This window comes from Sphingomonas bacterium (genome assembly GCF_028289855.1).
In the GTDB taxonomy this organism is placed as follows: domain Bacteria; phylum Pseudomonadota; class Alphaproteobacteria; order Sphingomonadales; family Sphingomonadaceae; genus Sphingomonas.
In genome coordinates, this window is the sequence record NZ_JAQGKZ010000130.1 from 1 (window position 1) to 21,710 (window position 21,710).

The 21,710-nt window shown below is 63.5% G+C and carries 22 protein-coding genes and 1 pseudogene; 10 read left to right on the top strand and 13 right to left on the bottom strand.

Annotation, left to right across the window (positions count from 1 at the left end; translation table 11 throughout):
- From JWM94_RS14945 to bfr, 6 genes are all read left to right on the top strand, one after another.
- Nucleotides 1–937: AIR synthase related protein (locus tag JWM94_RS14945; RefSeq protein WP_299428826.1), on the top strand; the 937-nt coding region annotated here is incomplete at its 5' end.
- Between the two features lie 35 nt (nucleotides 938–972).
- Nucleotides 973–1,380, top strand: coding sequence for a hypothetical protein (locus JWM94_RS14950; RefSeq protein WP_299428829.1), 408 nt, complete (start codon nucleotides 973–975; stop codon nucleotides 1,378–1,380).
- Nucleotides 1,381–1,389: 9 nt separating this feature from the next.
- Complete coding sequence (locus JWM94_RS14955; protein WP_299428832.1) at nucleotides 1,390–1,830, top strand: hypothetical protein; 441 nt, start codon at nucleotides 1,390–1,392, stop codon at nucleotides 1,828–1,830.
- The gene (locus JWM94_RS14960; RefSeq protein ID WP_299428834.1) at nucleotides 1,827–3,059 is read left to right on the top strand and encodes a DUF418 domain-containing protein; all 1,233 of its coding nucleotides are present in this window, start codon (nucleotides 1,827–1,829) and stop codon (nucleotides 3,057–3,059) included. The genes JWM94_RS14955 and JWM94_RS14960 overlap by 4 nt, the downstream gene beginning before the upstream one ends.
- Before the next feature lie 85 nt (nucleotides 3,060–3,144).
- Nucleotides 3,145–3,315, top strand: coding sequence for a (2Fe-2S)-binding protein (locus tag JWM94_RS14965; RefSeq protein ID WP_299428836.1), 171 nt, complete (start codon nucleotides 3,145–3,147; stop codon nucleotides 3,313–3,315).
- A gap of 102 nt (nucleotides 3,316–3,417) precedes the next feature.
- Entirely contained in the window at nucleotides 3,418–3,903 is a 486-nt protein-coding gene (gene bfr, locus JWM94_RS14970) for a bacterioferritin (RefSeq protein ID WP_299428838.1), read from the top strand.
- 125 nt (nucleotides 3,904–4,028) lie between these two features.
- Here the strand turns inward: bfr and JWM94_RS14975 are convergent, their stop codons facing one another.
- The 5 genes from JWM94_RS14975 to panB form a co-directional block, all read right to left on the bottom strand.
- Nucleotides 4,029–4,430, bottom strand: a complete 402-nt coding sequence (locus JWM94_RS14975) for an Hpt domain-containing protein (RefSeq protein ID WP_299428868.1) — start codon at nucleotides 4,428–4,430, stop codon at nucleotides 4,029–4,031.
- Between the two features lie 196 nt (nucleotides 4,431–4,626).
- Nucleotides 4,627–5,994: a ribosome biogenesis GTPase Der gene (der, locus tag JWM94_RS14980; RefSeq protein ID WP_299428840.1), complete on the bottom strand. Its 1,368-nt coding sequence runs from the start codon at nucleotides 5,992–5,994 to the stop codon at nucleotides 4,627–4,629.
- 78 nt (nucleotides 5,995–6,072) lie between these two features.
- Nucleotides 6,073–7,401, bottom strand: a complete 1,329-nt coding sequence (locus JWM94_RS14985) for a PQQ-like beta-propeller repeat protein (RefSeq protein WP_299428842.1) — start codon at nucleotides 7,399–7,401, stop codon at nucleotides 6,073–6,075.
- Nucleotides 7,402–8,085 (bottom strand): tetratricopeptide repeat protein, encoded by a 684-nt coding sequence (locus JWM94_RS14990; RefSeq protein WP_299428870.1) that lies wholly within the window; start codon nucleotides 8,083–8,085, stop codon nucleotides 7,402–7,404.
- 78 nt (nucleotides 8,086–8,163) lie between these two features.
- The gene (gene panB, locus JWM94_RS14995) at nucleotides 8,164–9,036 is read right to left on the bottom strand and encodes a 3-methyl-2-oxobutanoate hydroxymethyltransferase (protein WP_299428844.1); all 873 of its coding nucleotides are present in this window, start codon (nucleotides 9,034–9,036) and stop codon (nucleotides 8,164–8,166) included.
- A gap of 124 nt (nucleotides 9,037–9,160) precedes the next feature.
- Here panB and JWM94_RS15000 point away from each other — a divergent pair, with 124 nt between their 5' ends.
- Nucleotides 9,161–9,577, top strand: a complete 417-nt coding sequence (locus tag JWM94_RS15000) for a hypothetical protein (protein ID WP_299428846.1) — start codon at nucleotides 9,161–9,163, stop codon at nucleotides 9,575–9,577.
- A gap of 2 nt (nucleotides 9,578–9,579) precedes the next feature.
- Nucleotides 9,580–9,792: a helix-turn-helix transcriptional regulator gene (locus JWM94_RS15005; RefSeq protein ID WP_299428848.1), complete on the top strand. Its 213-nt coding sequence runs from the start codon at nucleotides 9,580–9,582 to the stop codon at nucleotides 9,790–9,792.
- 15 nt (nucleotides 9,793–9,807) lie between these two features.
- Here JWM94_RS15005 and JWM94_RS15010 read toward each other — a convergent pair whose 3' ends face one another.
- From JWM94_RS15010 to JWM94_RS15025, 4 genes are read right to left on the bottom strand one after another with little or no spacing between them, the layout of a single operon-like run.
- Complete coding sequence (locus JWM94_RS15010) at nucleotides 9,808–10,248, bottom strand: hypothetical protein (RefSeq protein ID WP_299428850.1); 441 nt, start codon at nucleotides 10,246–10,248, stop codon at nucleotides 9,808–9,810.
- Nucleotides 10,249–10,308: 60 nt separating this feature from the next.
- Nucleotides 10,309–10,659 carry an ArsC family reductase gene (locus tag JWM94_RS15015; protein WP_299428852.1) on the bottom strand — a complete coding sequence of 117 codons (351 nt, stop codon included), beginning with the start codon at nucleotides 10,657–10,659 and terminating at the stop codon, nucleotides 10,309–10,311.
- Nucleotides 10,656–11,246, bottom strand: a complete 591-nt coding sequence (locus JWM94_RS15020; RefSeq protein WP_299428854.1) for a hypothetical protein — start codon at nucleotides 11,244–11,246, stop codon at nucleotides 10,656–10,658. The genes JWM94_RS15015 and JWM94_RS15020 overlap by 4 nt, the downstream gene beginning before the upstream one ends.
- An 11-nt stretch (nucleotides 11,247–11,257) precedes the next feature.
- Nucleotides 11,258–11,512 carry a hypothetical protein gene (locus JWM94_RS15025; protein ID WP_299428856.1) on the bottom strand — a complete coding sequence of 85 codons (255 nt, stop codon included), beginning with the start codon at nucleotides 11,510–11,512 and terminating at the stop codon, nucleotides 11,258–11,260.
- A gap of 114 nt (nucleotides 11,513–11,626) precedes the next feature.
- Between JWM94_RS15025 and JWM94_RS15030 the strand changes: the two genes are divergently transcribed.
- Nucleotides 11,627–13,552: a TonB-dependent siderophore receptor gene (locus tag JWM94_RS15030; RefSeq protein WP_299428858.1), complete on the top strand. Its 1,926-nt coding sequence runs from the start codon at nucleotides 11,627–11,629 to the stop codon at nucleotides 13,550–13,552.
- 48 nt (nucleotides 13,553–13,600) lie between these two features.
- On the opposite strand, the gene JWM94_RS15035 is transcribed toward JWM94_RS15030, so the two are convergent.
- Together JWM94_RS15035 and guaA are read right to left on the bottom strand one after the other, a co-directional pair.
- Nucleotides 13,601–15,967: a TonB-dependent receptor gene (locus JWM94_RS15035; protein ID WP_299428860.1), complete on the bottom strand. Its 2,367-nt coding sequence runs from the start codon at nucleotides 15,965–15,967 to the stop codon at nucleotides 13,601–13,603.
- A gap of 169 nt (nucleotides 15,968–16,136) precedes the next feature.
- Nucleotides 16,137–17,693: a glutamine-hydrolyzing GMP synthase gene (gene guaA, locus JWM94_RS15040; protein WP_299428862.1), complete on the bottom strand. Its 1,557-nt coding sequence runs from the start codon at nucleotides 17,691–17,693 to the stop codon at nucleotides 16,137–16,139.
- Nucleotides 17,694–17,915: 222 nt separating this feature from the next.
- Here guaA and JWM94_RS15045 point away from each other — a divergent pair, with 222 nt between their 5' ends.
- A complete protein-coding gene (locus JWM94_RS15045) occupies nucleotides 17,916–20,288 on the top strand; it encodes a hypothetical protein (RefSeq protein ID WP_299428864.1) in 2,373 nt (790 codons plus the stop codon).
- Nucleotides 20,289–20,559: 271 nt separating this feature from the next.
- On the opposite strand, the gene JWM94_RS15050 is transcribed toward JWM94_RS15045, so the two are convergent.
- A complete protein-coding gene (locus tag JWM94_RS15050) occupies nucleotides 20,560–20,847 on the bottom strand; it encodes a hypothetical protein (protein WP_299428866.1) in 288 nt (95 codons plus the stop codon).
- Nucleotides 20,844–21,710: pseudogene (locus JWM94_RS15055) on the bottom strand (monooxygenase); the annotation flags it as partial. The gene JWM94_RS15050 and the pseudogene JWM94_RS15055, both read right to left, overlap by 4 nt.

Sequence of the window (21,710 nt, forward strand, 5' to 3'; positions counted from 1 at the left end):
GCGGCCCGGCGGCGACGCCGCGGTGGTGCGAGTCCACGGTACGCAAAAGGGGCTGGCGATCACCACCGATTGCACCCCGCGTTACTGTTTCGCCGATCCGTTTGAGGGCGGAAAGCAGGCAATTACAGAGGCTTACCGTAATCTTTGCGCGGTCGGTGCGAAGCCGCTCGCGACCACCGACTGCATGAACTTCGGCAACCCGCAGCGCCCCGAAATCATGGGACAGTTCGTTGGGTGTATCGAGGGCATGGCCGAAGCGTGCACCGCGCTCGACTTCCCGATCGTGAGCGGCAATGTCTCGCTCTACAACGAAACCAAGAATGACGACGGCACCGGATCCGCGATCCTGCCCACCCCCGCGATCGGCGGCGTCGGTTTGCTCGACGATTATACCAAGTCGGCCACGATCGGTTTCAAACATGTCGGCGACGCGATCTTCGCGGTCGGCGAGCGCGGCGGGCATCTCGGCCAGTCGATCTGGCTGCGCGAGGTGCATGGCCGCGAGGACGGTCCCCCGCCCCCAGTCGACCTGCGCGCCGAGCGCCGCACCGGCGAGTTCATCCGCGCCGCTATCCTGAAGGGCGCGGTCAGCGCGTGCCACGATGTATCCGACGGCGGGCTGGCGGTCGCACTCGCCGAAATGGCGCTGGCGAGCGGGATCGGTGCGATGATCAACGAAGCGCAGCCGTTCGGCGTCGCCGGCTCCTTCTTCGGCGAGGACCAGGGGCTATACCTGGTCACGGTGCCGGACGATCGCCTCGCCGAATTCCTGACCGACGCGAGCCAGGCCGACGTCCCCGCGGACCCGATCGGCCGCTCGATCAACGACCGGCTGATCTTCGAGCTCGACGAAGGCGATTGGGCAATCCCGCTGGCCGATTTGCGCGCGGCGCATGAGGGGTTCTTTCCAAAGCTGATGGGCGACACGATCGCCTAGCCCTGTCGTTTCGGCTGTGGCACCATTCGCGCATCATGACCGCAGGCTATTCGGGCACGCCGCTGGCGAAGAAACTCGGGCTCAAACCGGGCATGCGCGTGTGGTTCGATGCGATGCCCGGCAGCGTCCGTGCCGAGATCGGTCTCGACGGTGAGCTAATCGAGGAGACCGGGGCCGTGGCGGGGCTTCACGCCGCACACATATTCGCCACCGAACGCGCCGAACTCGAACGTCTGCTTGCCGATCTGCGCAATCTCATCCAGCCCGCCGGGCAAATCTGGGTGTCATGGCCCAAAAAAGCGTCGAAGGTGCCGACCGACATCACGGAAGACACGATCCGCGAGCTGTGCTTGCCGATCGGGCTGGTCGATGTGAAAGTGTGCGCTGTCGACGAGATCTGGTCGGGGCTCAAGTTGGTGATCCGCAAAGCGTTGCGAGGATAAGGGGGAAGCATGGGGGAATCGGTTTCGCGCAGGATCGTGGGCGCGACATTGGTCGCGGGCACGCTCGATATCCTGTCGGCGGTGGTCTATACGGCTGTAGCGGGGCGCCAGCCGCTCAACATGCTCAAGGGGCTGGCCAGCGCCGTTCTCGGCGACGGCGCGGCAACCGGCGGCCTCCACGTCGCGCTGGCCGGACTCGCGCTCCATTTCGCGATCATGGCGGTCATGGCCGCGTTCTTCGTCATCGCCGCCGACCGGATGCCGGTGCTCAAGGCGCGCTGGGTGATCGCGGGGATCGCGTACGGCATCGGGCTGTGGGCAGTGATGAACGTGGTCGTCCTCCCGCTGCGGTTCGGCTGGCACCCGTTCAAGCCGCTGGGCCTCGCCGAGCAATTCTTCAGCCATATCGTGCTGGTCGGGCTGCCCATCGCCTGGTTCGCGCGTAAGTGACGGCCACCGCACCGCGTCTGCGCACACTCGATGCGGTGCGCGGGGTCGCGGTGATGGGCATCTTCCTGCTCAACGTCATCGACATGGCGATGCCGGGCTACGCCTACGTCGATCCGCATTATTATGGCGGGGCGAGCGGCGCGAACTGGTGGGAATGGGCGATCGCCTATGTCGTCGCCGACGGCAAGTTCCGCGGGCTGTTCACGATGATGTTCGGCGCGTCGACCGTGCTGATCGCCGAACGAGCGATGGCGGGCGGCGAAAGGCCGGCGGTGATCCATTACGCGCGGATGGTGACGTTGTTCGTGTTCGGCATGATCCACGCTTACCTTATCTGGTCGGGCGACATCCTGGTGCTCTATTCGATCTGCGGCGCAGTCGCGTTCCTCGCGTGGCGCTGGCGCCCGAAGTTGCTGCTGGAAATCGGCATCGTGTTGCTGGCGTTCAAACTCGTCAACGGGATGACCGCCTATTACGAAGTGTCGACGCTGAAAGCGGCCGCCGAACGTGCCTATCAGCCCGATGTCGCGCCGTGGCAGGCGTTTCAGCGCGACGCTTCGCCGCCGCTCGAGGCCATTCCCGGCGAGCTTGCCGGCTTTCGTGGCACATACAGCGAAGCATTGCGCACGCGCGTGCCGACGACGATTTTCATGCAGACCGTGATCAGCCGCGAGGCTTGGCTCGATACGATCGGGCTGATGCTGGTCGGGATGGCGCTGTTCCGGCTGGGCTTCTTCTCCGGCGCCTGGTCGCGGCGGAGCTATTGGCTGGCGGCCGCGCCGATCCCCGTGCTGTGGCTGGCGTATATTCCGCTCGTCCTGTGGCTGGAGCGCACCGCCAATGCACCGCTCACCCAGATCGCGACCGAGGCGATTCAGCTCACCCTGCTCCGCCCCTTCCTCAGCCTCGGCTATGCCGCGTTGGTCATCCTGTTTGTCCAGTCGCGCTACGCGCGCTGGCTCGCCGACCGCCTCGCCGCGACCGGGCGAATGGCGTTTTCCAACTATCTCGGCACCAGCATCATGGTGACGTTGTTCTTCAACGGCTACGGCCTCGGCTGGTACGGCTATCTCCAGCGGTGGCAGTGCCTGATCGTCGTCGCGGTCGTGTGGCTGGCGATGGTCGCCTGGTCGAAGCCCTGGCTCGACCGATTCGCGTACGGCCCGTTCGAATGGCTGTGGCGGAGCGTAGCGCGGGCCCGGCTTCAGCCCTTTCATGCGCCGAAATAGAGTTGCAAACGCTTCGCAATAGTCTTGCGAATCGCTCTCACTAACGCTAACTCAATCGTAACGAGCGAGAGGGATAGTCGTTCTCATGATGGTGTGCGTCTGCAATGCGATCCGCGAACGCGAAGTGCGCGAGGCTGCGCGCGCCGGGTCGATGACCGCATGCCAGGCCTATCGCTCGCTCGGCCGCCAGCCCAAATGCGGCCAGTGCGTGCCCTATGCGCGATCGATTATCGACGACGAACGCGCTGTTGCGTAGCGTTCGCAAGGCCTGAAACCCGCAGAAATCCGCCATTTTCCGACTGTCTAGCGCGGGTGATCGGCGCTATGGTGCACGCTCATTTCAAAAGGGCGGCTAGCCATGAAGGGCGATCCTCAGGTCATCGAATTCCTCAACACGGCGCTCAAGAACGAGCTGACCGCGATCAACCAATACTGGCTGCACTATCGCCTGCTCGATCATTGGGGCGTCAAGAAGCTCGCCGAGTTCGAGCGCCACGAATCGATCGACGAGATGAAGCATGCCGACTGGCTGTCGGAACGCATCCTGTTCCTCGACGGGCTGCCCAATTTCCAGCTGCTCGGCCGATTGCGGATCGGCGAGACGGTCGAGGAGGTCTTGAAGGCCGATCTCGCGCTCGAAATGGAGGCGCTGCCGCTGCTGCGCGATGCAATCGAGCATAGCGAGAAGGTCCGCGACTATGTCAGCCGCGACCTGTTCCGGCGAATCCTCGACAGCGAGGAGGATCATGTCGACACGCTCGAACGCCAGTTCGATATGATCGAGCGGATGGGGATCGAGAATTACATCCAGCTCAACGCGGAGGCGGAAGAAGGCGGAGAGTAATTCGATGCCGTCATCCTAAACTCGTTTCAGGATCCATACGAGCCGCGTTCAACAAGCGCTTGGCATGGGGTTGGCTCAATGCGTGGATGCTGAAACAAGTTCAGCATGACGATGTCCAGTCCGCGTTAGCCCGCCCTACGCCCGAATTGCGGGCGGCGCTCAACCAGCGGGTTGGCCTCGCGCTCGAGCATCGTCAGCGTCGCCTCGAACGTCGGGCGTAGTTTGACGACATGTTCGAGCGCCTGATCGGGGCGGTCGCGAGTCTCGACGCATGCCCTTGCGATATATTCGATCGATTCGGCCAGTGCTGACAGCGGCTCCGCACCGAACTGACGCGATTCGCCCTTCAGCGTGTGCGCCGGAAGCACGAGTGCGGCGGCGTTGCCGTTACGCATCGCTTCCTCGATCGCCGCGACCGATTTGACCCCGTCCTCGCGGAAGTAGCCAAGGATGCGCACAAACCCTGCGCCAAGCTCGCTGCGCGCGGCCTGGAACGCGGTCCAATCGACCAGTTGATCTCCGCCCATCGTCACCATCGACCTCCATCGGCGCGGTGGTTCGCACTCCGATTACGCTGCTTGTAGGGCGCACGTGTAAACGAGGGGTTGATGAATCGATCGAAAGTATGAGCCAAGTGGTTGGCGGGGCGGTATTTCCACTTCCGTGGGGATCAGGCGATGGCCGGCCGTCCCAATCCTCCCCCGCCAGCGAAGGTTTACCGTGTCAGGTCTTGTCGCGATCGAACGGATTCTTGGGCGCGCGGAACATCAGGCGGACCGGCACTGCGCCGAACCCCAGATCGCGCCGCATCGTGTTGATCAGATAGCGTTCATAACTGGCCGGCAATTGATCGACGCGCGTGCCGAACACGACGAAGCTGGGCGGCCGCGTATTGACTTGCGTGACGTAGCGCATCTTGACGCGCTTGCCGCCCGGCGCCGGGGGCGGGTTGGCCTCGATGGCGCGCTCGAACCAGCGATTGAGCTCGCCGGTGCCGACTCGTTTCGACCAGGCCTCGCGCGCCTCGAACGCGGCGCCGAGCAACTGGTCGATCCCCTTCCCCGTCGCGCCCGACACGGTCATCACGGTGACGCCCTTGACCTGGCTGAGCCCGTCCTCGAGCGCGCGCTTGACACCGTTGAACAGCGACGACGCATTCTCCGCCACGTCCCATTTGTTGAGCGCGATCACCAGTGCGCGGCCTTCCTCGAGCACGCGGTCGGCGATGCGCAGATCCTGCGCCTCGAGCCCCAACGTCGCGTCGAGCAGCAGCACGACGACCTCGGCGAAATCGATCGCGTGGAGCGCGTCGGCGACCGACAATTTCTCGAGCTTGTCCTGCACCTTGGCGCGCTTGCGCATGCCGGCGGTGTCGATCAGCCGCACCCGGCGGGGGCCGCTCTTGGGGTCGTTCCACAGCCAGTCGATCGCGATCGAATCGCGCGTGATCCCGGCTTCGGGCCCGGTGATCAGCCGATCCTCGCCGAGCATCTTGTTGATCAGCGTCGACTTGCCCGCATTGGGCCGCCCGACGATCGCGAGCTTGAGCGGCGCGTCGGGGCTCTCGTCGTCCTCCTCGATTTCGTCGGTCGGCTCGGGGATATACGGCAGCAGCACGTCGAACAGATCGACCATCCCCTCGCCATGCTCGGCCGACAGCCCGATCGGGTCGCCGAAGCCCAGCGCATGCGCTTCGAGAATGCCCGATTCGCCGGCGCGGCCTTCGGCCTTGTTGGCGATCAGGATGACTGGAGTCGCCGATCCGCGCAGCCAGCGCGCAATCTCTTCGTCGAGCGGGACGATCCCGGCGCGCGCATCGACCATGAACAGCGCGACGTCGGCTTGCGCCACCGCCGCCTCGGTCTGCTGGCGCATCCGCCCGGGCAAGGTCGCGGCGTCGAGATCCTCATATCCCGCGGTGTCGATCACGCGGAAGTCGAGCCCGATCAGATGCCCGTCGCCCTCGCGCCGGTCACGCGTGACGCCGGGCTGGTCGTCGACCAGCGCGAGGCGTTTGCCGACGAGGCGATTGAACAATGTCGACTTGCCGACATTGGGCCGGCCGATAATGGCGACGGTGGGTAAGGGCATGGCGGGGGCTGTAGCGGGGAGTAGACGCGCCGTCACCCCGATTACACCTCTCCCGCCTTCGCGGGAGAGGTGTAAGAATCACCGGTACGCGGTGATCCGTCCGCGCTCGTCGAGCGTGTACAGCATGTTGTTCGCGACCACCGGGCTGAGCCCGAAGCCCTCCTTGTTGTCGATCACCTGGCCGATCGCGCCGTCAGCGGGCGACACGAACAGCACTTCGCCCATCGAGTTGGTCAGTACCAGTCGCCCGCCCGCGAGCACCGGGCCGTACCAGGTCAGCGGCCCCTTCTTCTTTTTCTTCTTCTCGACCTTGAACGCGCGCAGCTGGCTGATCCAGCGCACCTTGCCGGTCGAGCGTTGCAGGCAATAGAGCTTGCTCTCGTCGGTCACGACGAAGATCCACTCGCCCGCAAGCCACGGGGTCGAGATGCCGGCGAAATTCTGTTCCCAGATGCGCTGACCGCTCGACAGATCGGCCGCGATCATGCGTCCGCCCTGTCCCAGCGCATAGACCTGGTTGCCGTCGATCACCGGGTCGGCGTCGATGTCCGACAGGCTCGACACGCTGGTCGTGATGCTGGTCCGCGACAGCGCGTCGCCCCACAACGTCCGGCCGTTTTCGTAGCGATAGGCGTTGAGTTCGCCCGACGAGAACCCGGCGACGATCGTCCCGCGCGCGACGGCCGGCGCGGCGACACCGAACACGCCCTGCGTTTCCAGGCTGCCCGATGAATTCCACAATGCCTTTCCGTCGGCGGTCGACAGCGCGAACAATTGGTTGTCCTGGCTCAGCACATAGAGCTGGTCGCCGTCGATGCTCGGCGATCCGCGCAGCGGCCCACCGGGCTTCACGCGCCACACTTCGGCGCCGGTGCCGGCGTCGAACGCGACGACATCGCCGAGCCCGTCGGTCGCATATACGCGGCCGCTATCGACGCTCGCCCCGCCGCCGAACCGCGCCAGCTTGTTCTCGTCGCCCTTGGCGACCGGCACGGTCCACAACACCGCACCGCTAGCCGCGTCGAACGCGTGGAGCTTGGCGTCGATATCGACCGCATAAAGCTTGCCGCCCGAAATCACCGGGGGGCTCGCCAGCCGGGTACGGTTCGACCCCGACGCGATCGTCGCGCTCCACGCGCGCGACACGCTGCCGGCAAGCGCGGGATGGCCCATCGACTTGTTGGCGTTGCCGCCCGATTGCGCCCATTCGGCGTTCACTTCCGGATTGGGCAACAGCACCTGCAGCCCGGCGATCGCCGGATCGAGCTTGGCGTCGGTTTCGGACATCAGGATCGGGATTCGTTCGCCGACCGTCGGGGTTTTCTTGCCGCCGCCCTTGAACACGCCGCAGCCCGCGAGCGCGGTCAGCGCCATCACCGCGATCGGCATCCGCCACTTGCTCGTCATTTACTTGCCCTTCTGGTCGGTCGTGCCGACATCTACAGCATCCACACCCTGCACCGCGCGTTGCCGGATCGATTCGGGAACGCTGTCGGTTTCGGCGATCGTCTTGAAAACGCTCCGCGCCTCGTTCGGTTTGTTGAGCCGCAGATACGCCATCGCGACCATTTCGCCCGCGCTGCCCAGCCAGGCCGAGTCCTTGACCGCGAGCGGCTTCATCCGGTCGATGATGACTTGCGGCGCAAGGCTGTCGAACTCGATATTGGTCTGGCGGATCAGCGCATAGTCGCGGATCGGCTTGCCAATCTTGGTGTCCCCCGCGACCGAGCCGAATTGCGCGGCGGCTTCCTTGGTCTTGCCGGCGTTGAACAGCTGGTTGGCCGCGGTCATCCGCGCCACCGCGCTGTAGCCCGGCGCGCCCGACGTGCCGAGATCGGCGAGCGCAGCCTTGGCGTCCGCGGGCTTGTTCGCGGCAAGCGAATCGTACGCCGTCTGCAGTTTTACCGCCTGTTTTTCCGCCGCGCTGTGACTCCAGTAGCGCCAGCCGAGAACGCCTGCGAAGATCAGCAGCCCCCCGACGATCGCGCCGACGATCAGGCGGCCATGTTGCGTCCATACGCCCACGATCTGGTCGCGGCGCAGCTCCTCATCGACCTCGCGCAGGAAAGCTTCATCGGTTTTCGGCGTCACGGCCAATGGGGTAGGCTCCGATTGTGGTGGGATTAGGTCGGCGGACCTTAGCGAGGCGCGCCCGAAACGCAACGAGCGTTAGGGCTTGGGCAAATACACCTGTTCCTCGCCCGGAAAGGTCCGCGCCCGCACTTCTTCGGCGTAGCGCTTCGCCGCGTCGCTGATCCTACCCGCCAGGTCGTCGAACCGCTTCACGAAGCGCGGCGTGCGCTCGAACATACCGAGCATGTCCTCTGCCACCAGCACCTGGCCGTCGCACGCCGCCGACGCGCCGATGCCGATCACGGGAATGTCGCTGGTCTCGGTGATCTTGCGCTCGAGCGGCTCGACGACGCCCTCGACCACGACTGAGAACGCGCCGGCATCGGCGACCGCCTTGGCGTCGGCGGCGATCTTCGCTTCCTCTTCCTGGCTACGCCCGCGCGCGCCATACCCGCCGAGCGCGTTGATCGCCTGAGGCGTGAGGCCGACATGCGCCATCACCGGAATGCCGCGTTCGGTCAGGAACCGAATCGTCGGCGCCATCGCCGCCCCGCCCTCCATCTTGATCGCCGCGCACCCCGTTTCGGCGAGCACGCGCGACGCACTGGCGAACGCCTGTTCGGGCGAGCCCTCGTAGCTGCCGAACGGCATGTCGACGACGACCACCGCGTGATAACTGCCGCGCACCACCGCCGCCCCGTGCGCGCACATCATGTCGAGCGTCACCGGCAGCGTTGAGGGCAGCCCGTACACCACTTGCCCCAACGAATCGCCGACCAGCAAAATGTCGCAATGCGGGTCGAGCAATTGCGCCATCCGCACCGTGTAGGCGGTCAGCATGACGAGCGGCTCGTCGGTCTTCCCTTCGACCTTGCGCCGCTGAATCGCTGGCACGGTCAGCCGCTTCATCGGCGCCGGCGTCGGGTTGGCGCGGCTGGTCGAGGTGTCGATCGTGAAGGTCGTGGACATGAACGAGCCCTCTAACCGCTCGGCAAAGCCACTGCCAATACTCCAACGGCTAATGTTTTAGACTATTGACTCTATGTTCGCTTTATATAACATTAGGCCTATCGATTCGAACATGAGGTCAACGATGTCATTCAGAGAAAAAACCGCCTGGATCGCGCTGGCTGCGATCCTGATCGCCGCCTCGGTCTATTTCGGCACGCTCGTCGCGCATTACCGCGACCCGTCGCACGCCTTCGCAATCGGGCTGTTCCTCAAGGTGGTCGTGCTGCAGACGGTGATTACCGCCGGCGCGACGATTGTCGCCGCGATCGCCTCGCCCGCCGATGCGCGCGCGCCGCGGGACGAGCGCGACCATATGGTCGCGGCGCTCGCCGCCGGCCGGGCCTATTATCCACTGCTGGTAGGCGTCGCGGTGACGTCCGCCAGCATCAATTTCGGCGCGACGGCATTCGACCTGCTCAATGGCATGCTCGCGATGATCATGCTGGCCGAGGCATGGCGCTTCGCCGCGCAGATCGTCCTCTATCGCCGGGGCGCCTGAACATGGCGTCGCCCCCGATCGTCAACCAGATCCGTTTGCTGCGCTTCATGGCGGGCGAGATGACGCAGGCCGAACTCGGCGACCGCATCGGCATGACGCGCCAGACGGTCGCGGCGATCGAGGCGGGGAAATACTCGCCCACGCTCGAAGCCGCGTTCCGCATCGCCCAGGTGTTCGGCAAGCCGCTCGACGAAGTATTCCAGTGGGAAGGCTGATGCCCTCCCCCTTTCCTAGCGGCCGAGCCAGCCCTTCCTGGTCGCCATGCCGGAGAACCAGATCGAAAACAGCGCGACCACGGCGATGAAGATCGGGAACGGCACGGTCTTCGCCGCGCCCTGATGCGCGACCATGTCGGTCATCGTGAAGACGTAGCCGAACTGGACGATCACCGCGATCAGCGAAATCCAGAACAGAACGCGCGCCCGCTTCTCCTTCAGCAGCAACGCCAACGCACCGAGCAGTCCGCCAAACGTCGCGACGGCGTAGCACCAATTGTACCAGGCCGGCAGCGTCGCATACAGCGCGCGATGATACGGCGTCTGCTCCCACATCGCCGACATCGCGCCGTGTTGGATCTGATCGACGCAGAAATAGACCCCGATCGCGTTCCACGCGAGCAACAGGATCGCGACGATCCAGAACCATGCCGGTGGTTTCACGCCGATTGCCATTGCATCCTCCCCTTATCGTTGACGACGCGGAGACTGCGCCCGGCGTTTCGCGAAGGCAAGCTAGCCGATCACGGCGTCCCACACCTCGGGTTTGAACCCCGCGAGCAATATGCCATCCCCCTCGACGATCGGCCGCTTGATCGTCGACGGCTGCGCCAGCATCAGCGCGACCGCCTTGTCGGCATCGAGATCGGTACGATCGGCATCGGGCAATTTGCGGAACGTCGTGCCCGCGCGGTTGAGCACCGCCTCCCACCCCAGCGCCGCGATCCATCGCCGCAGCGAATCCTCATCGACACCGGCTTTCTTGTAGTCGTGGAACGCATAGGCCGTCCCGTGCGCGTCGAGCCACAGGCGCGCCTTCTTGACCGTGTCGCAGTTGGGAATGCCGTACAGCGTCAGCATCGTCATGCCGCGATGCAGGTTTCGCCGGCGTACATCGACGTCACTTTCGACGTCTTCTTGTCGCCGTCGAGCCACCCGTTGGGCCACGTGTCCGACGTAAAGCCGGGGCCCATGCCGCTACCCTCCTCGTTGCCGGGATCGATAAAGACATCGGGAAACAGCTTTTGCAGCGTCGCGACGGTGGTGCCGATCCCGACGCCGTTGGCGGTCAGGTTGCGCTTGTCGCCGCCCGGTTCGAGCGTCCAGCCGACGAACTTCGCGGCGACGAAGGTCAGTTCGATCCCGCTGCGGAACTTGGCATAGCCGACCGCATGGCCTTGCCCGCAATCGGGATAGACCCCTGTCTTGATCGGCGCCCCCAACTCGCCCGACACCATCGCGATCGCTTTCGTCCGCGGACTGCCGAACGCCAGCGTGCGCGGCCCCTGCCCGATCGTTCCGGGGATGATCAGCCCGGTCGCGGCAAGCGTGATCGGCGAAATCGCAAACGGCGCGGATTTGGCCGGGGCTTTTTTGGCAGTCGGGACGGCGGAACCGCCGGTCGCCGGCAGCGAACAGGCGACGGCCAGCGCCGCGATTGCATAAAGTTTCATATTTCTCCCCCTCAGGCCGTACGCTGCCTTACCCGCCACAACGTATAAAGCCCGATCACCGCCCACGCCACGTTCAGCGTCGCCGACGGAATCGCGCCGTTATAGCCGCTGTTGAGGATGAAGCAGATCGCGCCGACCACGTTTATCCATTGATACGCGCGTGACCTGCCGTCCATCCGCCCCATCGACAGCAGGATGTACGCGGCCAGGATCAGCGCCATGCCGCTCCAGCCGATGGTTTCGATGACGATGCGGGTCGTGGTCATCGCGTCCCGATGCCGCCGATTGCAGCATTCGTCCACCCGGCGTTAAGCCGGTGTTCAGCCGCCGGGCGACTGATATAGTGTCATAAGGCGTTAAAACGCACTGGGAGGAAATCGATGGCGCGGTTCGGCTGGATGTCGCTGGCATTGCTTTGCACGAGCGTCGCTTTTCCCGCCGACGCACAGGACCGCACCGAGGACAATGCGGTTACCCAGGCGGAGGACGCATTCGGGTTCAGCACCGGGCGCGAATCGATCGGCATCTACAGCGCCGGCAACGCGCGCGGCTTTTCGCCCAGCGCGGCGGGGAACGTGCGGATCGAGGGACTCTATTTCGATCCCGCGTTCGGCTTGCCCAGCATCATCAACGATTCGACCAGCATCAAGGTCGGGCTGTCGGCGCAGGGCTATCCGTTCGCCGCGCCGAGCGGGATCGTCGATCAGATATTGGTCCGCCCGCAAGCGAAACCCGGCGCGTCGATCCTGATCAACGGCGACGGTTTCGGATCGTACGGGGTCGAAATCGACGGCTCGCTCCCGATCAACAAGCAGATGTCGCTGGGCTACGGCGTCACCGCCAATCGCGTCGCCTTCCCCGACGGCACCGACAATTTCAACCACGGCCAGGGACTGATCCTGCGCTGGCGCCCCGCGCCGGGGGTCGAGATCCTGCCGTTCTGGACGCTCAACAACGATTATAACGACGAGGCCGGGCCATTCTACGTGCCGGCAGGCAAGTTCCTCCCGCCGACCCCACCGCGGCATCAATTCGACGGGCCGCAATGGGCCGATTTCCGCTATACCGGCACCAACAGCGGCGTGCTCGCCTCCTACGCCCCGGCGAAGGACTGGCTGCTCCGCGTCGGCGCGTTCCGGTCGGTGTTCGATACCAAGACCGGCTACACCAATTTGCTGCTCGGCGTGCAGCCCGACGGCGCCGCGTCCAGCCGGCTGGTCATCGCCGATCCGCGCAACAAGAACGTCTCGCTCAGCGGCGAGGCGCGGCTGACGCACAGCATCATCGACGGACCGCGGCTCCACGTTTTCCATCTCAGCATCCGCGAGCGCGACGCGCGGCGCGAGTTTGACGGATCGGACGAGATCGACCTCGGCCCGACAAGGATCGGTACCCCCGTCACCGCGCCCAAGCCCAATTTCGTGTTCGGCCCGCTCTCGCGCAATCGCGTCGACCAGACGACGATCGGGCTCGCGTATGACGGCCGCTGGAAGGATGTCGGTGAGATCAGCTTCGGCGTGTCGCGCGCCAATTACCGCAAGACCACAACTTTCCCCGGTTTGGCGCCGATCGTCTCGCGATCGACCCCGTGGCTCTACAACGGTACCGCCGCGATCTACGTGTCGAAGGCGATCACGATTTACGCCGGTTACGCTCGCGGGCTCGAGGAAAGCGGCGTCGCGCCGCCCAACGCCGCCAACCGCAACCAGCCGCTCGACGCTGTCCTGACCGCGCAGAAGGACGCCGGGATACGCTGGAACGTCACCGGCAACGTCAAGCTGATCGCCGGCGTGTTCGACTTGTCCAAACCCTATTTCGGGTTCGATGCGGCCAGCGCCTACCGCCAGATCGGCACCACGCGCAGCCGCGGCGCCGAATTCTCGGTGTCGGGCAATTTGACCAAAAGATTGAACGTCGTCGCGGGCGGATTCTTCCTGCAACCGCGGGTCACCCGCGATCCCACCGCGCTCGGCAATATCGGCCCGCGCCCGGTCGGGCTCCCCGGGCATTTGCTCAACGTCAATGTGAACTGGCGCACGCCGTTCGTCGACGGCCTGTCGCTCGATGCGGCCTTGTCCGAGCGGCCGAGCGTCCCTTCCACGACCGACAATCTGGTGTCGCTACCGCCGCGCGCGAACCTCAACCTCGGCGGCCGCTATCGCTTCAAGCTGGCCAACAAGAACGCGACGCTCAGGCTTCAGGTCAGCAACGTCTTCGACAACCGCGCTTTCAACATCGCAGGGCCCGGCGTGTACGGCGCGAATGCGGGGCGGTTTTTGACGGGATATCTGGCGATCGACGTGTAGAGCTTCGCGGGGCGCGGACGATCAGCCCGCGCCCCGAGCCTGCTATTCTTAGCGGAACGAGCCGCTGAGCATCACGCCGAACACGCGCGGGTCGTTGTAGATGCCCGCGCGGTAGTTCGAGGTGTCGATCACGCCGATCAGGTTCTTGCGGTTGGTCAGGTTGCGGGCGAACACCGCGAGCTCGTACTTGCCGAATGCGTAGCCTATCTTGCCGCCCAGCTCGTAATTGCCGTCGGCGTTATACTCGACGGTGCGATACAGCACGAAATTGGTCTTGCCCTGCATGTTGAAATCGCCGGCGATGAAGACCTTGTTGTCCCCGCCGAGCGGCAGGTCGTAGCGCGCGCTGACGTTGATGTTGTAATTCGGCGCGTTGGGGAACGGGTTGCCGTTGATGTTGGCGTAATAATTGTTGCCGACCCGCACCGTCTGATTGAGCACCGTCTGAGACATCACGCCGCCCGCCGCGCCCACTTGGGCGAAGACATTCGGCGCGTTGATTTCGGTGTGCAGCAGGCTGAGGCCCGCGGTCACGCGGAAGTTGTTGACCGGCCGCGCCTCGATCTCGAACTCGGCGCCATAGCCCTTGCCCTTGCCGCCATTGAACAGCACGCCGTTGCCGTTGCTGTCGTTGCCGTTCAGCTGGATGTTGTCGACGTTATAATAGAAGCCGGCGAGGTTGACGTTGACGCGACCGTCGGCGAACACCGCCTTGATCCCGCCTTCATAGCTGGTGTTCTTTTCCGAATTGGCGGTCGAGTAAGCCGAGTTGAACACCGCCGAGCGGCCCTGCACCGTCGGTCCACGAAAACCGCGAGCATAGCGCGCATAGACGCTGACATCGGAAGCGACCTTGTACAACAGGCTGACGTCCCAGCTCGGCTGCGTGTCGGATAGGCGGCAATATTGCGCAGTGCCACAGGCATAGGACGATGTCGGCACCCCCGCCGGTACCGTCAGGTTCACGAAGTTCGGGTGGAGCAGCAGGGTCGTGCTCTTGGTGTCGTTGGTGACGCGAATGCCGCCGGTCAGCGTCAGCTTGCTGGTCAGGTCATAGCTCGCCTGACCGAACGCCGCCCAGCTGGTGTTGATGTTGCGCAACAGGACGAAGTTGTTGGGATTGGGAGTCGTGCCGAGCGAATTGTTGGTCAGGAAGAACGAGCGCTGGTCGAACTCGGTGCGGTCGCGCGCATCGAAATAGATGCCGCCAACCTGCCACTTGAAGCGGCCAGTGTTCGGACTGGCGAGACGCACTTCCTGCGTCCACTGGTCGAGCCCGCGCAGGCGGCCCTGCGATTCGCCGCAGCCGACCGCGCAGATGTTCGGGGTGACGCCGCCGAAATTCGCCGCCGCGCCGCCGTCGGTGTCGCCGCGGCTGTAGCCCGACGCATGCTCCCACGCGGTGATCGAAGTCAGCGTGGCGCCGCCGAAATCGTAGTCGGCCTTCAGCGAGACGCCTTGGTTCTTGTACGCCTGTGGGTTGTTCTGCGCTTCGTCGTACGACACGACGCCGCGATCGAACGACAACGGCACGGCGTTGGTGCCGACCTTGATCGAGCCGCGGTAGAAGATCGACGCAGTGCCGGTGTAGTCGCGGATGTGACCCGCGAGGCGCAGGCTGAACCGGTCGCTCGGTTTGACGAGCAGCTGCAGCTTCACGTCACGCTCTTCGTAACCGCCCATGACGTTCTTGCCGGGCACGGTGCCGTCGTCCGACGGGCCGGTATAGGTGTTGTCGATCCAGTCGTCGCGGCGCTGGTACAGGCCGGACAGGCGGAAGCTGATGGTACCGTCCTTGGTCAGCGGCCCGCCGACGCCGACATCGGCGTTGACGCTGTTATAGCTGCCATAGCTCAGCGAACCCTGACCCTGCCAGGTGGCGCTCGGCTGCGCGGTATCGAACTTGACGATGCCCGCAGTGGTGTTGCGGCCGAACAGCGAGCCTTGCGGGCCCTTCAGCACTTCGACTTGCGCGATGTCGAACGCCGGGTTCGACTTGAGCACGACATGCTCCTTGACCACGTCGTCCTGGATGATCGACACCGGCTGCGACGCGCCGAGGTAGAAATCGATATTGCCGAGCCCGCGGATGTAGAAGCGCGGGAAGATGCGGCCGGTAGTCGATTCGACGTACAGGCCGGGCACCTTGCCCGACAGCGACAGCAGCGTATCGGCGCCCGCCGCCTGATAGTCGCGGAGCGATTCGGGCCGCATCACCGAAACGGCGACCGGGACGTTCAGGGTGTTTTCCGAACGGCGGTTCGCCGTGACGATGATATCGCCGTCGGTCGTGTCGTCGCTGGTCGCCGCGGGTGGTGTGTCGGTCGCGGGCGCCGTCTGCGCAGCGGCGAACGGCACGGTGGCGACGGTGGCCGCTCCGACGAGGAGCAACGCGACGAACTTCCGAGATGTCATGATAATAGCCCTTTTAACGACGGCGCCGTCGAGATGGTGCGGCGCAGCATAGGACCGCGCCTCTGGCCGCGAATTATGACGGGATTGCGACAAAAACCGCGATCCGGTCGGGATTACAGGGGGTGTGTTGCCTTGGAGTGACAGACGGCCGCGCGGCTTCAGTTGCTTGCTATTCCCACTCGATCGTACCGGGCGGCTTGGACGTGTAATCGTACGTCACCCGGTTGATGCCCTTGACCTCGTTGATGATCCGCGTCGCGCAGCGCGAGAGGAATTCGCCGGTGAAATGGTAAGCGTCGGCGGTCATGCCATCGACCGAGGTCACCGCGCGGAGCGCGAGCACGTTGTCGTAGGTCCGGCCGTCGCCCATCACCCCGACGCTGCGCACCGGCAGCAGCACCGCGAACGCTTGCCAGATCGCGTCGTACAGTCCCGCGTTGCGGATCTCCTCGAGATAGATCGCGTCGGCCTTGCGCAGGATGTCGCAGCGTTCCCTCGTCACTTCGCCCGGGATGCGGATCGCCAAACCCGGGCCGGGAAACGGATGCCGGCTGACGAAGATGTCGGGCAGCCCGAGTTCGCGGCCTAGCGCGCGCACTTCGTCCTTGAACAATTCGCGCAGCGGCTCGACCAGCTTCATGTTCATCCGCTCGGGCAAGCCGCCGACATTATGGTGGCTCTTGATCGTCACCGACGGCCCGCCGGTGAAGCTGACGCTCTCGATCACGTCGGGATAGAGCGTGCCCTGCGCGAGGAATTCTGCCCCGCCGATCTTCTTCGCCTCGCCCTCGAACACTTCGATAAAGGTCTTGCCGATGAACTTGCGCTTGGCCTCGGGGTCGGTGACGCCAGCCAGCCCGTTGAGGAACAGGGTCTCGCACGCGACGTGGACCAGCGGGATGTTGTAGTGGTTGCGGAACAGCGACACGACCTGATCGGCCTCGCCGCTGCGCATCAAGCCATGATCGACGAACACGCAGGTCAGCTGGTGCCCGATCGCTTCATGGATCAGCACCGCGGCGACCGCGCTGTCGACCCCGCCCGACAACCCGCAGATCACGCGCTTGTCACCGACCTGCTCGCGAATCTCGGCGATTTTCGCGGCGCGGAACTCGGCCATGCTCCAGTCGCCGGTCAGCCCGCAGACGTGCCGCGCGAAATTGGCGATCAGCTTCGCGCCGTCGGGGGTGTGGACGACCTCCGGGTGGAACTGCATCGCATAGTAACGCCGCGCGTCGTCGGCGATCACTGCGAACGGCGCGCCGGCGCTGGCGGCGACCGGGCGGAAGCCGGGGGCGAGCGCGGTGACCTTGTCGCCGTGGCTCATCCACACTTGATGCGTTTCGCCTTCGGTCCACAGCCCGTCGAACAGCTCGCAACGATCGTCGATCTCGATGAACGCGCGCCCGAACTCGCCGCTGTCGCCCAGCTCCACCGTGCCGCCGAGCTGGTGCATCAGCGCCTGTTGCCCGTAACAGATGCCCATCACCGGCAGCCCGCTGTCGAGAATGACCTGCGGGATGCGCGGGCTATCCTCTTCCAGCACGCTCGCCGGACTGCCCGACAGGATAATGCCCTTGGGCTGCATCCGCGCGAAGGCGTCGGCGGCGAGCTGGAACGGTGCGATCTCCGAATAGACCCCCGCCTCGCGCACGCGCCGCGCGATGAGCTGAGTCACCTGACTGCCGAAATCGACGATGAGGATCGAATCGCTGGGCTGGATCATGGCGCCGGATAGCAGATACACTGCAAGGGTGAACCCCGCGCAGGCGATCAGTGTTCCGGGGGCCTGTACGCGTTCAAGCTCGTCGCACACCCGTCGGGTGCCCGCTAATGTACGCGACTGCGAAGATAGCGCATGATTTGCTTGGTCCAAGTTGGCGGCGTCTACGATAAACTTGCTGTTGAATCCTTCGCAGGATCGTGCAGGTTGAATAAAGGGGGAAGCATGAGCCATCGGACCATACACGATTTTGTCGACTCCGCGTTTCCGTATTCCACGGTTCCGGTAGATAAAGAGAATTCTCTTACCGATTTTTCATTTAACTACCCTGGGTATGAGGACTGGGCGAACGGCAAGAAATTTAATCCGGCCGGTAAATTAAAAGAAGTTTTTCCGATGTGGCCCGCCGATCTATTCGCGGTCACAAGCGCCATATTGGAACAATCGGCGGCCTATCAAAGATTGGCTGAGGCCATACACCCCGTCGGTAGCACCCCCACGTCCGTCGATTGGGCGAATGTGCTCGACCCCTCGAAATCCCCACCGTCCGATGACCTGTTTGGCGTACGGTTGCCCTATCGCCTTTTGCTCAGGTTCATCGGTGCTCTATGGTCACAGGGCGCGCTATTCGTGTCGGGTCTGTGCCGGGAGGATATATTCGTTGGCGAAGAAGCTATTACCGACCTTCACGACAAAAGAGCTCAAGCCGCACGGGAGTTCTTGAGGCTGCGCCATCACCGTGAAATAAGAGACCGCGATTTGCGCACGGCGGAGGAAGAAATATATCAGTTTGTTATCGACCGCCTGCATTTGGAGAAATCGCCGGACACCCCAAGCGCCAAGAGACGTACAAACCTCCTTATCCCCAACTCGACCTCGGAATTATCGTACAAGAGAATCCTTCTCCATCACAAAAAATTTATGGGATCCGGAAAAACGAAAATAGATTTAAAACAGCATTACAGCAGCCGTGAAACTATCGATGCAATCTATTCCTATTGTCATATCATATGGGCGAACCATTATATTCAATGGCATTGGAACGTGCTCCGCGAATCCGAGCGTCCGATATCGCTCGCCATTAGCCATTCGAAACCCGATCCCGATGACCAATCGTGGTGGCGCGCGGCCACGCGACTGCTGATTATCGCAGACGAAGCGGGCAAGAGTATGGGATTCAGCCTCAATCCGGAGCTAGAATTGTCGTCGAATGCCGATACCCCGCTCCCCAAATTCAATCCTGACAACCCGCTACAGGCTGGTGCCGATTGCCGAACAATCTGGGAGCATTATCAAAGCGGCCTTGACGCCAGGCTGCTCAAACAAGATCAGACGAGGCCGCTGCGCTTCGCACGCACGCTTACGCAATGTTTCGAGGAAGATTTGGGGTCGGTGTTGCCCAAGGCGCATGTGCCGAGCAATGGCTGCACGATAAGATCGCTCTCACACAATTTCGCGCTGCTTCCGCCGAAGGGGCGCGTCCGCGCGCGTTGGGCTCGGCAGCCCGCGCCTGAGGAGCGTACGACTTATAACATCCTTATCGTTCCTTATCCGTACCGCATAAAATCCCAATACGTGCTGCCGATCGAATCCGGAGACGATCGGTCTGATTGGGGGTTCTTCCAAGTTTCCCCGGGCTGGATTTATGGCACCGCGAACGAACCCGAACTCATAGCGCTCAAACCCGATGAAAAATTGGACCGCCAAATGGCCGTCTGGCATTTCATCAAGGGCCTGATGGACGAACAGGCCGATGGCACGATCGACGCGGTAGTTCTCCCAGAAAGCGCGCTGGACTGGGAAACCTTCTCGATCGTGCAAAAGGCGATGCTGGAACATTATCCTAGTATCGAAATGTTCGTTTGCGGGCTGACGTCGGCACCGGTAGGCACCCAGGTCCTGCCCGGCAATTTCGTGGCGACGTACACGCGCAGCGCCAACGCAGTCGATAAAACAGGTGGCCGCATCTGGACGATGTTCCACCATCGCCCCAAGCATCACCGCTGGAAACTCGATGCGGCACAACTGGGGCGCTATGCGCTGGCCAGCAGGCTACGCCCTGATAAATTGTGGTGGGAGAATATCCCCCTGCCACCGCGCGAGATGCTGTTCGCGGAATTTGCACCGGGATCGATCGTTACGACACTGATATGCGAGGATCTTGCCAGAATCGAACCGTGCCAGGTTGCGCTCCGCAGCGTAGGACCTAACTTGGTGCTTGTTCTGCTCATGGATTCAGCGCAAATCACCACCCGATGGCCTTATCAATATGCGGGTGTATTGACCGATGATCCCGGCAGCTCGGTGCTGACACTCACGTCTTTTGGATTGATCCATCGATCCAATTTGTCGGAAGATCGATCTTCGCGACAAATTTCCCTTTGGCGAGAACCCCAAAGCGGAGCACCGCGGGAAATCAGCTTGCCGAAAGGCTATCACGCCCAATTGTTATCGATCCGCAAGGAGAATTGTCCTGAGCGGACATTGGACGGTCGCGATGACAACAACGATTCGGCGATCATCTGGAAATTCGCTGGCCTCGTCCCGGTTAAAGCAGCGGCGGACGTCGTCATCCCTGGTGGGGGACCGGATGATTGAGGATTCATCAACTCTTTTTTTATATTTTAGATGTGGCTGGAGATAAAAAATGTACGGTGCAGCATATCGGCAGCAGCTGGACGAGACCGTCGCGCGGGAAAGCGCTCACTTGTGGGAACCACTTCCGGGTTTGACGCATGCGGCGCCGACCAAATCCAAGGCCGCAACGCGCAAGCACGCGAAAGCAAAGCCCGCGCCTTAATAGCGAATTGGCCGCGGCGGCGCTTGTCCCGGGGCCGTGCGACCAACGGGGCTGCGAGCAATCGTGCCGCTAGAACTGTATCACATCCAGGAGCCGCACCTTCGGTTTACGTGGCTCGCGGGTCATGCAACGGAAGCGCCGCGCGACCCGCACCTTGCCTTCGGGCTCGATGATCGATCCGATGATGACCCAGTCGCCGCTCACGCCCGCGACCGACAGCCACTCGAACGTCGTTCCCGTAATATCCAGCATGCCCATGTTGGGATGCCGCGCGGCGACAACCGCCTCGGCGCAGCGCTCCATTGCGTCGCGGCGGTCGATTGGCGTGGCCGCCACGGCGAGCGCAAGCAGTATCACGTAAATGTCAGCCCCTCGAACGCGCCCGATTGTCGCCAGCCTTCGATATACTGAAAATAGGCATGCGCGCCGAGCGGGTAGCCGACCGCGAGCGCCGCCGCCGGGCCGGGATCGCGCCCCTCGTTATTGTAATAGCCCGGCGTGCAATCGGGCGCGGTGCGTAGCGATCGCCCCGGTCCCGACAGCAGCAGGTCGCACCAAGCATCCTGCGCCTCGCGCGTCACCTCGACCTCGTGTGCGCCGACGTCTTCCGCATGCGCCACCACCGCGGCGATCGTCCGCCCGGACTCGGTTAGATTATGCGGCACGTTGGAAATCAGGTTCGCGCCTTGCGTCGGCGTCACCACGAACAAATTGGGGAAGCCGTGGACGTGGATGCCGTGCTTCGACCGCATGCCCTCGGCCCACGCCTCGGACAGCGTCGTCCCGCCCCGCCCGACCACGTCGAACCCGACCAGCCCCGACAAATTGGTGCCGACGCGAAAGCCCGAGGCGTAGACGATGCAATCGACTTGATAATGCTTGCCGCCGACCATGAAGCCGGTCTCGTCGATCGACTCTACCCCCTTGCCGTCGGTGTCGATCAAGTGCGTGCCAGGCACATTGAACGCATCGAGATAGGTGTCGTGGAAGCACGGCCGCTTGCACAATTGGCGGTACCACGCCTTCAGCGCGCCCGCGGTTTCCGGGTCGGCGACGATCGCATCGACCCGCGCGCGGATTTCCTCCATCTTCTCGAAGTCCGAATCCTCCCACACGCGCAAGATGTTCTCGAAGCTTCGCTCCGCAGGCGGCAACGTGACCACTCGCGCCTTGATCCGACGCGCGATGTCGGTCCAGCCGTCCTGGACGAGGTCCTCCTC

Bases quoted from the DNA above. Each gene is read 5' to 3' on its own strand.
- JWM94_RS15020 (WP_299428854.1), bottom strand. From the start codon at position 11,246: ATGAAACTTTATGCAATCGCGGCGCTGGCCGTCGCCTGTTCGCTGCCG.
- JWM94_RS15030 (WP_299428858.1), top strand. From the start codon at position 11,627: ATGGCGCGGTTCGGCTGGATGTCGCTGGCATTGCTTTGCACGAGCGTC.
- JWM94_RS15010 (WP_299428850.1), bottom strand. From the start codon at position 10,248: ATGGCAATCGGCGTGAAACCACCGGCATGGTTCTGGATCGTCGCGATC.
- JWM94_RS14955 (WP_299428832.1), top strand. From the start codon at position 1,390: ATGGGGGAATCGGTTTCGCGCAGGATCGTGGGCGCGACATTGGTCGCG.
- JWM94_RS14965 (WP_299428836.1), top strand. From the start codon at position 3,145: ATGATGGTGTGCGTCTGCAATGCGATCCGCGAACGCGAAGTGCGCGAG.
- JWM94_RS14975 (WP_299428868.1), bottom strand. From the start codon at position 4,430: ATGGGCGGAGATCAACTGGTCGATTGGACCGCGTTCCAGGCCGCGCGC.
- JWM94_RS15045 (WP_299428864.1), top strand. From the start codon at position 17,916: ATGAGCCATCGGACCATACACGATTTTGTCGACTCCGCGTTTCCGTAT.
- JWM94_RS15025 (WP_299428856.1), bottom strand. From the start codon at position 11,512: ATGACCACGACCCGCATCGTCATCGAAACCATCGGCTGGAGCGGCATG.
- JWM94_RS14950 (WP_299428829.1), top strand. From the start codon at position 973: ATGACCGCAGGCTATTCGGGCACGCCGCTGGCGAAGAAACTCGGGCTC.
- bfr (WP_299428838.1), top strand. From the start codon at position 3,418: ATGAAGGGCGATCCTCAGGTCATCGAATTCCTCAACACGGCGCTCAAG.
- panB (WP_299428844.1), bottom strand. From the start codon at position 9,036: ATGTCCACGACCTTCACGATCGACACCTCGACCAGCCGCGCCAACCCG.
- JWM94_RS15000 (WP_299428846.1), top strand. From the start codon at position 9,161: ATGTCATTCAGAGAAAAAACCGCCTGGATCGCGCTGGCTGCGATCCTG.
- JWM94_RS15035 (WP_299428860.1), bottom strand. From the start codon at position 15,967: ATGACATCTCGGAAGTTCGTCGCGTTGCTCCTCGTCGGAGCGGCCACC.
- guaA (WP_299428862.1), bottom strand. From the start codon at position 17,693: ATGATCCAGCCCAGCGATTCGATCCTCATCGTCGATTTCGGCAGTCAG.
- JWM94_RS15015 (WP_299428852.1), bottom strand. From the start codon at position 10,659: ATGACGATGCTGACGCTGTACGGCATTCCCAACTGCGACACGGTCAAG.
- JWM94_RS14985 (WP_299428842.1), bottom strand. From the start codon at position 7,401: ATGACGAGCAAGTGGCGGATGCCGATCGCGGTGATGGCGCTGACCGCG.
- JWM94_RS15005 (WP_299428848.1), top strand. From the start codon at position 9,580: ATGGCGTCGCCCCCGATCGTCAACCAGATCCGTTTGCTGCGCTTCATG.
- der (WP_299428840.1), bottom strand. From the start codon at position 5,994: ATGCCCTTACCCACCGTCGCCATTATCGGCCGGCCCAATGTCGGCAAG.